The sequence below is a fragment of the Pseudomonas monteilii NBRC 103158 = DSM 14164 genome, assembly GCF_000730605.1.
Classification (GTDB): Bacteria; Pseudomonadota; Gammaproteobacteria; order Pseudomonadales; family Pseudomonadaceae; genus Aquipseudomonas; species Aquipseudomonas monteilii.
In genome coordinates this window covers 68,027-80,233 of record NZ_BBIS01000028.1, presented here as the reverse complement: position 1 = coordinate 80,233, position 12,207 = coordinate 68,027, and the positions used below count along the sequence as shown (strand labels likewise).

The following is a 12,207-nucleotide window of genomic DNA, read 5'->3' as shown; positions in this document are numbered from 1 at the left end:
CGTTCAGGCTCGCGCCCGATTGAAACTGGGATCAGCCCAAGGTTTTTGCCTTGTGGCTTCAGACCGGTGCCAAGCACCCATCTGTTACTGAAAAATGGCGCAGCGGACGGGACTCGAACCCGCGACCCCCGGCGTGACAGGCCGGTATTCTAACCGACTGAACTACCGCTGCGCAGTGCGTTCCTCTCTGGCTTTCGGCTTCTTGCGAAACCTGAAGCGTCAGGAACATCTCAGGAAGTGGTGGGTGATGACGGGATCGAACCGCCGACCCTCTGCTTGTAAGGCAGATGCTCTCCCGGCTGAGCTAATCACCCTCGCGATGTTGCTTGTTGCGTTTGCTTCGCTGAGGCCGCGAAATTTACGCAGATGGCGAAGCTAAGTCAATAGCCCCATTGAATTTTTTTCAAAAAAGGTAAAAACAGAAAAGGGACCTTTCGGTCCCCGTTCCTATAACACCGGTCTCAGGTGTAGATCATCTTGCGAGTCATACCGCCATCGACCACAAACTCCTGGCCAGTCACGAACGCCGCCTGGCGTGACAGCAGCCAGGCAACCATTGCCGCCACATCTTCTACCGTCCCTACCCTGCCCGTCGGGTGCTGGGCATGGTCGGCTTCGGTCAGCGGTTCGGCACGGCGCTGCGACGGGTCACGGGCATCGATCCAGCCCGGGCTCACCGCATTGACGCGAATCTCCGGGCCCAGGCTGATGGCCAAGGCATGGGTCAAGGCCACCAGGCCACCCTTGCTCGCGGCGTAGGCCTCGGTATCGGGCTCGGACTGCCGCGCCCGGGTAGAGGTGAGGTTGACGATCGCCCCATTGTGCGCACGCAAGTACGGCGCGCAATGCTTGGCCAGCAGCATCGGCCCGTTGAGGTTGACCGCCAGTACCCGATTCCACTGCGCCAGGCTCAGGCTTTCCAGCGTCTGGTTGTGCGGATTGGCAATCGCCGCATTGCACACCAACGCGTCCAGCCGACCAAACTGCCCCAACACCTCGGACACCCCGGCACTGACCTGAGCCTCGTCGGCAACGTCCATGGTGATGAACCAGGCGTTGTCACCCAGGGCCTTGGCCACCTTTGCACCGCGCTGGCGGTCAAGGTCGCTGAGTACCACCTGCCAACCTTCGCAGATCAGCCAGGCGGCAATGCCCAGGCCGATGCCGCGCGCGGCACCGGTTACCAGGGCTACCCGGCCGTTGTGGCCTGGCACACTGCCGCCGATTTCGATCACAGCGCCGCCAGCCCGCGCGCCAGGTCTGCCTGCAGGTCGGCCACGTCTTCCAGGCCCACGGCAACGCGGATCAGGCTGTCGCGGATGCCTGCAGCTTCACGCTCCTGCGGCGACAGGCGGCCGTGGGAGGTGGTGGCCGGATGGGCGATGGTGGTCTTGCTGTCCCCCAGGTTGGTGGTGATGGAAATCACCCGGGTCGCATCGATGAAGCGCCAGGCGCCCTCTTTGCCGCCCTTGACCTCGAAGCTGACCACCGCACCAAAGCCGCTCATCTGACGCTTGGCCAGTGCGTGCTGCGGGTGGCTAGGCAGGCCGGCGTAATGCACCTTCTCCACGCCATCCTGCTGCTCCAGCCATTCGGCCAGGGCCTGGGCGCTTTCACAGTGCGCACGCATACGCAGGCGCAGCGTTTCCAGGCCTTTGGTGAAGATCCAGGCGTTGAATGGGCTGAGGGTCGGGCCTGCGGTCCGCAGGAAGCCCACCACTTCCTTCATCTGCTCGGCACGGCCGGCAACCACGCCCCCCATGCAACGGCCCTGGCCGTCGATGAACTTGGTGGCCGAGTGGAACACGATGTCGGCACCCAGCTTCAGCGGCTGCTGCAGCGCGGGGGTGCTGAAGCAGTTGTCCACCACCAGCATGGCACCGTGGGCATGGGCGATTTCGCTGAGCGCAGTGATATCGACCAGCTCGGCCAGCGGGTTGGACGGCGATTCGACGATCAGCAACCTGGTATTGGCCTTGATGGCCTTTTCCCAGCCAGCAAGGTCGACCAGTGGCACGTAGTCCACCTGAACGCCAAAGCGCTTGAAGTACTTCTCGAACAGGCTGATGGTCGAGCCGAATACGCTCTGCGACACCAGCACATGGTCACCGGCGCTGCACAGCGACATCACCACGGCCAGGATCGCCGCCATGCCGGTGGACGTACCCACGGCCTGCTCGGCACCTTCCATCGCCGCCAGGCGCTCCTCGAAGGCACGTACCGACGGGTTGGTGTAGCGCGAGTAAACGTTACCCGGCGTTTCACCGGCAAAGCGCGCAGCAGCATCGGCCGCCGTACGGAACACGTAGCTGGAGGTCAGGAACAGCGCTTCGCTGTGCTCGCCCTCGGGTGTGCGGTGTTGACCGGCGCGCACCGCCAGGGTGTCGAAACCGACACCCTCGAGGTCGCTGTCCAGTCGCCCGGCATCCCATTGATCCGTCATGCCGTCGCTCCCTGAATCAGTTGTTGTAGAGGTCGATGATCGCGCTGACGGCCTGGTTCTTGACCTTGGCCAGGTCATTACGGGCCTGCTCGATGCGGTCGAGGTAGGCCGCGTCGATATCGCCGGTGACATACTCACCGTTGAATACCGCGCAATCGAAGTGATCGATCTTGATCTTGCCGCCACCGACCGAATCGATCAGGTCAGGCAGGTCCTGATAGACCAGCCAGTCGGCGCCAATCAACTCGGCCACCTGTTCGGTGGTACGGTTGTGGGCGATCAGCTCGTGAACACTCGGCATGTCGATGCCGTAGACGTTGGGGTAGCGCACTGCAGGGGCTGCAGAGCAGAAGTAGACATTCTTGGCACCGGCTTCGCGGGCCATCTGGATGATCTGCTTGCACGTGGTGCCGCGCACGATCGAGTCGTCCACCAGCATCACGTTCTTGCCGCGGAACTCCAGCTCGATGGCGTTGAGCTTCTGGCGAACCGACTTCTTGCGCGCAGCCTGGCCGGGCATGATGAAGGTACGGCCGATGTAACGGTTCTTGACGAAGCCTTCGCGGAACTTGACGCCCAGACGGTTGGCCAGCTCTAGCGCGGCGGTACGGCTGGTGTCCGGAATCGGGATGACCACGTCGATATCGTGCTCAGGGCGCTCACGCATGATCTTGTCGGCCAGCTTTTCACCCATGCGCAGACGGGCCTTGTACACCGAGATACCGTCGATGATCGAATCCGGGCGGGCCAGGTAGACGTGTTCAAAGATGCACGGCTGCAGGGTCGGCGCTTCGGCGCACTGCTTGGTGAACAGCTGGCCGCCTTCGGTGATGTATACCGCTTCGCCCGGTGCCAGGTCGCGGATCAGGGTGAAGCCGAGCACGTCCAGGGCCACGCTTTCCGAGGCAATCATGTATTCCACGCCTTCGTCAGTGTGACGCTGGCCGAATACCACCGGGCGGATGCCATGGGGGTCGCGGAAACCGACGATACCGTAGCCGGTGATCATCGCCACTACGGCGTAACCGCCGACACAGCGGCTGTGCACGTGGGAAACCGCAGCGAACACGTCTTCTTCGGTCGGCTGCAGCTTGCCGCGTACCGCCAGCTCATGGGCGAAGACGTTCAGCAGCACTTCCGAGTCGGAGTTGGTGTTGACGTGGCGCAGATCGGACTCGTAGATCTCCTTGGCCAGCTGCTCGACGTTGGTCAGGTTGCCGTTGTGTGCCAGGGTGATGCCGTACGGCGAGTTGACGTAGAACGGCTGGGCCTCGGCCGAGGTCGAGCTGCCCGCTGTCGGGTAGCGCACGTGGCCAATGCCGATGCTGCCCACCAGGCGCTGCATGTGGCGCTGCTGGAACACATCGCGCACCAGGCCATTATCCTTGCGCAGGAACAACCGGCCGTCATGGCTGGTCACGATACCGGCAGCGTCCTGGCCGCGGTGCTGGAGGACCGTAAGCGCGTCATACAGCGCCTGATTGACGTTCGACTTACCGACGATACCGACGATGCCACACATGCGACGCAACCCCTACTTTGACGAAACTTGAGTGAATAGCGCTCAGGGCTTGGACGGCCCGAGCAACTGTTCCTTGAACGGAAGATCAGCCGGAGCGCTGATCAGCCCACTGGGCGTCCACTGGCCGGTGAAACCCAGGATCAGGTTTTTCGACCAGTCGGCGACCAAGAGAAATTGTGGTATCAGGCGTGATTCCTGCCACCAGGTGTCTTGTTGAACCGGCCCCAGGCTGATCAGGCCTATGGCCACCACTACCAGCAAGGCCCCGCGCGCGGCACCGAAGGCCATGCCCAGGAAACGATCGGTGCCGGACAGCCCGGTTACACGGATCAGCTCGCCGACCAGGAAGTTGACCATGGCCCCCACCAGCAAGGTGGCGACGAAAAGAATGGCGCAGCCCGCGATGACGCGCATCGATGGCGTCTGGATATAGCTTTCAAGATACACCGAGAGCGAACCGCCGAACATCCAGGCAACCGCACCGGCAATGATCCAGATGAGCAAGGACAAGGCTTCCTTGACGAAGCCGCGCTTGAGACTGATCAGTGTGGAGACGGCGATGATCGCGATGATCGCCCAATCAACCAAGGTAAATGCCACGGTGCTGCCTGCAGACGTTTGAGGCGGCGCATTTTACCAGAGCAGCGGGCTGGGAGTAAGCGGAATGTCGGGGGGATTCGTGTTAAGCCATTCGCGGGCAAGCCCGCGAATACCTTGTTCAGCTGCGCTCAGGCTGGAAGCGCACCACAAAACCCTTGAGGCTGTTCTGGCGGTTGATGGCATCACGCGTGCGCTCGGCTTCGGCCCGCTCGATCAACGGCCCCACGTATACCCGGTTCATCCCACCTGCCGAGCGGATATAGGCGTTGTAGCCCTGGCTGCGCAGGGTTTGCTGCAACTTTTCAGCGCCAGCGCGGTTGGACAGGCTGGCCAACTGGATCGACCAGCTGACCGGCAGGCCATTGACATCGACCTTCGAGGGTGCAGCCGGTTTTGCCACAGCCACGGTTGGCGCAGGCGCAGCCACAGGTTTTGGCTCGACCTTGGGCGCTGGCGCCTGCGGCTTGGCCGGCTGAACCTGCGCCTGGATCTGCGGCGATGGCGTGATCGGCTGGCTGGGCGTGCTCGCGGGTGTCGTGGACTCATCAACCACCACAGGTGGTTGCTGAGGCTCTTCCGGGATGGCCTGCGGCTCCGGCACGGCAACCGGCTCCACCTTCACCTCGGGCAGGCTGGGCATCGCCGGCGCCTGCGGGGCTTCGACATGCACCTGGCGCATCTCGTCCTCGCGGCTGAACAGCATGGGCAGGAAAATCACCGCCAACGCCACCAGCACCAGCGCACCCACCATGCGCTGTTTAATCCCTTTATCCAGCACTGCCATCTACTTCACCCTCCTGGGTGTGCCGCTGCAGCCATTCCAGCGCCTGGGCGACACAGAAAAACGAACCGAACAGCAGGATCTGGTCATCCGCCGTCGCCTGCGCGCATTGTCCCTCAAGGGCCGCGTCGACGCTGGCATAAGACTTCACCGCAGCGCCGAGGTTCGTCAAGGCCGTGGCCAGTTCTGCAGCCGGGCGGCTACGCGGGGTATCCAGCGGCGCCACGGCCCAGTCGTCTACCAGGCCCTGCAAGGGCGCGACGACGCCGTCCAGGTCCTTGTCGGCGAGCAGGCCGAACACCGCCAGGCGGCGCCCTTTGAGCGGCCGGGCGGCCAGGCGCCGGGCCAGGTACTCGGCTGCATGCGGGTTATGGCCCACATCCAGCATCAGCTCCACCGGCTTGCCCTGCCAGTTCAGCAGGCGACGGTCCAGGCGACCGGTGATACGGGTAGCCAGCAACGCCTGGCGCACCTGCGCAGCGTCCCAGGGCAAGCCCATCAGCAGGTACGCCTGCAAGGCCAGCGTGGCATTTTCCATGGGCAGATCAAGCAAAGGCAGATCACGCAGTTCTACCTGCGCACCATCCGTCCCCGTACCCCGCCAGCTCCAGCTGCCATCGGCGGTTACCAGGTCGAAGTCACGGCCGCGCAGAAAAAGGGGCGCAGCCAGTTCGGCGGCCTTGTCCAGCAGCGGCTGCGGCGGGTCCAGGTCGCCGCACAAAGCCGGCTTGCCCTGACGGAAGATACCCGCCTTCTCGAAGGCCACCCGCTCGCGGGTATCACCCAGGTAATCGACATGGTCGACACCTATACTGGTCACCAGGGCCAGGTCAGCATCCACCACGTTCACGGTGTCCAGACGGCCACCAAGGCCCACTTCCAGTACCACGGCATCCAGTTGCGACTGGTAGAACAACCAGAACGCAGCCAGCGTGCCCATCTCGAAGTAGGTCAGGGAAATGTCGCCCCGCGCCGCCTCGACGGCGGCGAAGGCGTCGCACAGGCGCTCATCGCTGGCCTCTTGGCCATCGATCAGCACCCGCTCGTTGTAACGCAACAGGTGCGGCGAGCTGTACACGCCGACCTTGAGCCCCTGGGCGCGCAGCAGCGAGGCCACGAAGGCGCAGGTGGAGCCCTTGCCGTTGGTGCCGGTTACCGTCACCACGCGTGGCGCCAGCTTGCCCAGCGCCAGCCGGGCAAGCACCTTCTGCGACCGCTCCAGGCCCATGTCGATGGCCGAGGGGTGCAACTGCTCGAGGTAGGCGAGCCACTCGCCCAGGGATCGTTGTTTCATCACGCGACGGCTGCCGCCTCACGCGCTTGCTCCGGGGTTTCCTGGCCGGTCATCTGCGCCAGCAGGCGGGCCAGACGCGGGCGCAGTTCGCCACGGGAGATGATCAGGTCGATGGCACCGTGCTCCAGCAGGAACTCGCTGCGCTGGAAGCCTTCTGGCAGCTTCTCGCGTACGGTCTGCTCGATCACGCGTGGGCCGGCGAAGCCGATCAGGGCTTTTGGCTCACCGACGATCACGTCGCCGAGCATCGCCAGGCTGGCGGAAACACCCCCGTACACCGGGTCGGTCAGTACCGAGATGAACGGGATGCCTTCTTCGCGCAGGCGCGCCAGCACGGCCGAGGTCTTGGCCATCTGCATCAGCGAAATCAGCGCTTCCTGCATACGTGCACCGCCCGAAGCGGAGAAGCAGACCATCGGGCAGCGGTTTTCCAGGGCGTAGTTGGCCGCGCGCACGAAGCGTTCGCCGACGATGGCACCCATGGAACCGCCCATGAACGAGAACTCGAAAGCGCTGACCACGATCGGCATGCCCATCAGGGTGCCGCTCATGGAGATCAGGGCGTCTTTTTCGCCGGTCTGCTTCTGGGCGCCGGCCAGGCGGTCTTTGTACTTCTTGCCGTCGCGGAACTTCAGGCGGTCGACCGGCTCCAGGTCGGCACCCAGTTCAGCACGGCCTTCGGCGTCGAGGAAGATGTCGATGCGCGCACGTGCGCCGATGCGCATGTGGTGGTTGCACTTGGGGCAAACATCCAGGGTCTTTTCCAGCTCCGGACGATACAGCACGGCCTCGCAAGCCGGGCACTTGTGCCACAGGCCTTCAGGCACCGAGCTCTTCTTCACCTCGGAACGCATGATCGAAGGGATCAGTTTGTCGACTAACCAGTTGCTCATGCTTTCTTTCTCCAGTATTGGCAGGCGGGGGCCGGTGTCGCCGGCCCTGCCCTGCCCTTGAGCTCAAAATCTTTTATCAAACGATGGTGGACCGGCCGCCGGGGCTTCCAGCGCACCGCTCCACCGCTAATGTGTTGTTCTGCCGCCTGTGCAGGCAGCTGCCCAGCAGGGCTGCGAAAGCTATGGACGATGGCGCGCAGCCAGCCGTCACATCTGCCATCACGCCTGTTTCACGGCCCGCATGAACGCCTCGATCTTCGCGGCATCCTTGATGCCCTTGGCCTGCTCGACGCCACCGCTGACATCCACCGCGTAAGGCCGCACCTGGGCAATGGCCTGGCCGACGTTATCGGCCGACAGCCCGCCCGCCAGGATGATCGGTTTGCTCAGGCGCTCCGGCACCAGAGACCAGTCGAACGCCTCTCCGGTTCCCCCCGGCACACCCGCCACGTAGGTATCCAGCAAAATACCGCGTGCGCCCGCGTACCGCTGGCACGCCGCCTCCAGGTCGTCACCCGGGCGAACACGCAGGGCCTTGATCCAGGGGCGGTGGTAGCCTTCGCAGTCCTGTGGCGTTTCGTCGCCGTGGAACTGTAGCAGGTCCAGCGGAACCACTTCGAGGATCTCGTTCAGCTCGCAACGCGAGGCGTTGACGAACAGCCCGACCGTGGTCACGAACGGTGGCAGTTCGGCAATGATCGCACGCGCCTGGCGCACGTCCACGGCGCGAGGGCTCTTGGCATAGAAGACGAAACCGATGGCATCGGCACCCGCTTCGGCAGCGGCCAGTGCGTCTTCGATACGGGTGATCCCACAGATCTTGCTGCGAACATTGCTCATGAACAGCGAACCTTGGTTATTGCGGTGAAAGGCCGGATGTTAGCAAATGACTTTTCGCCCGTCAGTCTGCCAACGCCTCATAACCGGTCAAAAAGTGTGGGCCGATGTAACGCTGGGGCAGTGCATATTCCTCGGGGTACTCCACCTGCACCAGGTACAGCCCGTATGGATGGGCCGTGACCCCGGCTTCACGGCGGTCGCGCCCTTCCAGCACTTCACGCGCCCAGGTGACGGGGCGCTCGCCGGCACCGATGGCCATCAACACACCGGCAATATTGCGCACCATGTGGTGCAGGAACGCGGTGGCGCGCACGTCCAGCACGATCATCTGGCCATGGCGGGTAACGCGCAGGTGGTAGATGTGCTTGACCGGCGACTTTGCCTGGCACTGGCTGGCGCGGAAGGCGCTGAAGTCGTGGGTGCCGAGCAGGAACTGCGCAGCCTCGGCCATGCGCTCGACATCCAGCGGGCGGTGGTTCCAGGTGACTTCCTCGGCCAGGTGCGCCGGGCGGATCGGGTCGTTGTAGATAACGTAGCGATAACGCCGGGCACAGGCCTTGAAGCGTGCATGGAAATCGGCCGGCATCGACCGCGACCAGACCACACTAATGTCGTGCGGCAGGTTGAAGTTGGTGCCCATGGTCCAGGCGCGCTCGTCGCGCACAGCGCGGGTGTCGAAGTGCACGATCTGCCCGCAGCCGTGGACACCGGCGTCGGTACGCCCGGCGCAAATCACCGAAATCGGCTCGTTCGCGACTTTGGACAGTGCTTGCTCCAAGGCCTGCTGGACACTTGGCACGCCGCTGGCCTGGCGCTGCCAGCCGCGGTAGCGGGCGCCCTTGTACTCCACGCCCAGGGCGATACGGGAATAGCCTTCGGCCGCGGATTCGGTGGCGGCGGTGTCGATGATGTCCAAGCGCTTGAAACCTGTGGGGTGTACGAAATGGCGGGGATTATAACGACAACGGCAGCCGTGTAGGGCTGCCGTTGACATGCACTTCATTTGAGGACGATATCAAACCAGGCGAGAGAGCATGTCCTCGGCTTCCTGGCGCTGACCGTCGTCGCCGTCCTTGACCACTTCATCAAGGATGTCGCGCGCACCCTGGCTGTCGCCCATGTCGATGTAGGCGCGGGCCAGGTCGAGTTTGGTGGCCACTTCGTCACTGCCGGAGAAGAAGTCGAAGTCCAGGTCGTCCAGTGGCGGCTCGGGATCCGGCTGCGCAACTGCGTCTTCTGCAGTGAAATGCGGTTCCAGCGAAGGCGATTCCAGGCTCTGCGACAGCTTGTCCAACTCGGCATTGACGTCGTCCAGCTCCGAGGCAAAGCTCTTGGCCGCCGGCGAATCATCTTCCAGCGACAACGACAGATCAAAGTCCGATGGCAGGTCAAAGTCGGAGACTGGTTCGAATGCCGGCTCGCTATCGAAGGCGGCCAGTTCGGCGGCAACATCCACCGGGGCCTCTTCAACGGCATCTGGAGCAGCCGGGGCAACCGGCTCACTGACATCAAGGTCGAAGTCAGACAGGTCCACGGCTGGCTGCGGCTCGGCCTGGTCCAGCATGGCCTCGAAATCGGCATCAGCGTCGGCTTGCAGTTCGGCATCCACGGCAAACGGCGGTTCTTCCGGCTGAGCCTCTTCAAATGCAGGCTCATCCAGCACAGGCTCGGCAATGACCAACTCGTCAGGTACAGGCTCCTGCTGCATAGCCTCGTCCAGCAGCGGCGCGGCCAGCGGGTCTTCTTCGGGCAGGTCTTCACCCAGGCTCAAGTCGAAGGCACTGTCCAGATCCTGCTCATCGAGGCCATGCGCTTCCAGGCCCGATACATCAAGGGTCGGCACATCATCGAAGGCATCCAGCTCGGTTTCTGGCTCGAACACGGCTTCAGGCTCCGCTTGCGCGACGACCTCTGGCTCAGCCTCCACTTGCGGCTCGAATTCAGGCACTTCCTCAGGCACCACGTCGGCAACCACTGGCGACTCGGCCTCATCGTGCAGCAGCTCCTGCACATACTGCTCATCCATCTCGGCAGCCAGTGCCGCCGCGCCCAGGCCGGCTGCAGCCAGGCCGAGCATGGCGGGGTAACGTTCTTTCAAGCCGGCGACTTCGGCAATGTTCTGCTCGCTGCCCGGCAGCTTGCGCTCCTGCTCGGCGAACGCGCTCTGGTCACCCTGGCGGGCGTACACGCCCATCAGCTTCAGGCGCAGGTCGTCACGTTCTGGCGCGGCAGCCACGGCGGGCTCCAGCAGGTCGGTGGCGCGATTCAGGCGGCCTTCGGCCAGGCATTGGTCAACTTCCGCCAGCAGCGCGGCATGCGGGTCGGCTTGCGGTTCAGCTTCCGGCGCCGACTCGGCAGAAGGCTCAGCCACTTTTTCCGCAGCAACGGCAGCGGCGGCTGAAGCGGCGACCACGGCTGGCGACAGGGTAACGCTCGGCTCCGAAACTTCGACGCCATCGAGGCTCTGGGTATCGGTGTCAAAGCCTGTGCCCTGCTCTTCCTCCAGCGCCCGTGCCATGCGCAGGTGCTTTTCAGCTTCTTGCTGGGCTTTACGCTTACGCGCCAGCAGCCACAGCAGCAGTGCCAGCACCAGCAGGCTGGAACCGGCAATTATCCCGATCAGCCATGGGTTGCCCAGAATCTGGTCGAGCGCGCTATTCGGCTGCCCGACAGGCGCAGGCTTGGCTGCCGGCACCGGCTTGGGCGCTGTATCGACGGCAGCCGGTGCGGGCTTGGCCGCCGGCTGGGCAGTTGCCGCCGGCTCAACCGGTTTGGCGGCGGCGGCAGCCGTCGCCGGCGCTGCCGCACCCTGGGCTTGAAGGCGGGCCAACTGGTCATTCTTCAGCTCGATCAGACGCTGCAGCTTGTCCAGCTGGCTCTGCAGGTCGGACATGCGGCTTTTCAGTTCTTCGTTGTCGCGGCGGCTGGTATCCAGGCTTTCCTGGGCCACCGCCAGCTTGTCATTCAACGCCTTGGCCTGGCCGGCCTGATTGCCCGGGCTGACCAGGCGCAAGTTGTCGCCCTGGGCGATGCGCGCCGGCGCAGCCTCGGCGGCACCGCGGCGGGTAGCGTCGAGCTGGCGGGCACGCGGGCCCAGGCGCCGGCCTTCACGCCAGGCGGCATACTGCTCGGCCACTTCGCTGTTGGCCTCGCCCTGCGGAATGCTCTGGATCTGCTGCTGGTCGGGCAGGCGCAATACCTGGCCCACCTTCAGTTGGTTGATGTTGTTACCGATGAAGGCATCCGGGTTCAGCGCCTGGATTGCGATCATGGTCTGCTGGATCGAGCCACCTTGCGTGTTGCGCGCGGCAATCTGCCACAAGGTGTCGCGGCGCTGGGTGGTGTAGCTGCTGGCGCCGGTTGTGGCCGGTGTCACATTGCCTGCAGCCGGCTTGTCGCCCTGGGCCTTGGCCTGGTCAAGCAGCACGCTGTAGTCGCGCAGCAGGCGGCCTTGCGGCCACATCACCTGAACCAGGAACTTGACCACCGGCCCTGGCAGCGGCTGGCTGGAGGTAACCCGCAGCACGCTTTTACCGTTGGGGTTGATCACCGGTGTGAAGGTCAGGTCTTCGAGGTAGGTCGGAAACGCCACCCCGGCCTTGCTGAACTCTTCCGGTGGCGCCAGGCTAGGCGCCACTTCGGCGGCTTTGAGGTCGCGCACATCGAGCAATTCGATCTCGGCGTCCAGCGGCTGATTCTGTGCCGACTTCAGGGTCAGCTCCCCCAGGCCCAGCGCATTCGCCATGCCAGACGACAGCGCCGATGCTGCAGCCATGGCCAGAACCAGTTTGCGAATTCGAAGCATGACCTCTTCCCTTGTATGAATCGTCCCGA

The 12,207-nt window shown here is 63.9% G+C and carries 10 protein-coding genes and 2 tRNA genes; all 12 read right to left on the bottom strand.

The genetic code is table 11. The features are described 5' to 3' along the window. Nucleotides 1–95 precede the first annotated feature (95 nt). The 12 genes from PM2_RS16220 to PM2_RS16165 all read right to left on the bottom strand — a co-directional run bounded on the left by PM2_RS16220 (nt 96) and on the right by PM2_RS16165 (nt 12,178). Nucleotides 96–172 (bottom strand) — tRNA-Asp (locus tag PM2_RS16220). A gap of 66 nt (nt 173–238) precedes the next feature. Continuing rightward, a tRNA-Val gene (locus tag PM2_RS16215) sits at nt 239–314 on the bottom strand. 147 nt (nt 315–461) lie between these two features. Beyond that, nucleotides 462–1,235 (bottom strand): SDR family oxidoreductase, encoded by a 774-nt coding sequence (locus tag PM2_RS16210; protein ID WP_016715901.1) that lies wholly within the window; start codon nt 1,233–1,235, stop codon nt 462–464. After that, nucleotides 1,232–2,443, bottom strand: coding sequence for an O-succinylhomoserine sulfhydrylase (locus PM2_RS16205; RefSeq protein WP_016715902.1), 1,212 nt, complete (start codon nt 2,441–2,443; stop codon nt 1,232–1,234). Before PM2_RS16205 ends, PM2_RS16210 begins: the two co-directional genes overlap by 4 nt. Nucleotides 2,444–2,459: 16 nt before the next feature. Next, nucleotides 2,460–3,965, bottom strand: coding sequence for an amidophosphoribosyltransferase (purF, locus tag PM2_RS16200; protein WP_016715903.1), 1,506 nt, complete (start codon nt 3,963–3,965; stop codon nt 2,460–2,462). A gap of 42 nt (nt 3,966–4,007) precedes the next feature. After that, nucleotides 4,008–4,565, bottom strand: coding sequence for a CvpA family protein (locus tag PM2_RS16195; RefSeq protein WP_016715904.1), 558 nt, complete (start codon nt 4,563–4,565; stop codon nt 4,008–4,010). Nucleotides 4,566–4,683: 118 nt separating this feature from the next. Further along, nucleotides 4,684–5,349: an SPOR domain-containing protein gene (locus PM2_RS16190; RefSeq protein ID WP_016715905.1), complete on the bottom strand. Its 666-nt coding sequence runs from the start codon at nt 5,347–5,349 to the stop codon at nt 4,684–4,686. Beyond that, a complete protein-coding gene (gene folC, locus PM2_RS16185; protein WP_025754982.1) occupies nt 5,333–6,640 on the bottom strand; it encodes a bifunctional tetrahydrofolate synthase/dihydrofolate synthase in 1,308 nt (435 codons plus the stop codon). The genes PM2_RS16190 and folC overlap by 17 nt, the downstream gene beginning before the upstream one ends. Beyond that, on the bottom strand, nt 6,640–7,533 hold the full coding sequence (accD, locus tag PM2_RS16180; RefSeq protein ID WP_016715174.1) for an acetyl-CoA carboxylase, carboxyltransferase subunit beta: 894 nt from the start codon (nt 7,531–7,533) through the stop codon (nt 6,640–6,642). Before accD ends, folC begins: the two co-directional genes overlap by 1 nt. A gap of 219 nt (nt 7,534–7,752) precedes the next feature. Next, the gene (locus PM2_RS16175; RefSeq protein ID WP_028699290.1) at nt 7,753–8,373 is read right to left on the bottom strand and encodes a phosphoribosylanthranilate isomerase; all 621 of its coding nucleotides are present in this window, start codon (nt 8,371–8,373) and stop codon (nt 7,753–7,755) included. Nucleotides 8,374–8,434: 61 nt separating this feature from the next. After that, nucleotides 8,435–9,289 (bottom strand): tRNA pseudouridine(38-40) synthase TruA, encoded by an 855-nt coding sequence (truA, locus tag PM2_RS16170; RefSeq protein WP_025754981.1) that lies wholly within the window; start codon nt 9,287–9,289, stop codon nt 8,435–8,437. Nucleotides 9,290–9,388: 99 nt separating this feature from the next. Further along, entirely contained in the window at nt 9,389–12,178 is a 2,790-nt protein-coding gene (locus PM2_RS16165) for a motility hub landmark protein FimV (protein WP_028699291.1), read from the bottom strand. Nucleotides 12,179–12,207: the final 29 nt, after the last annotated feature.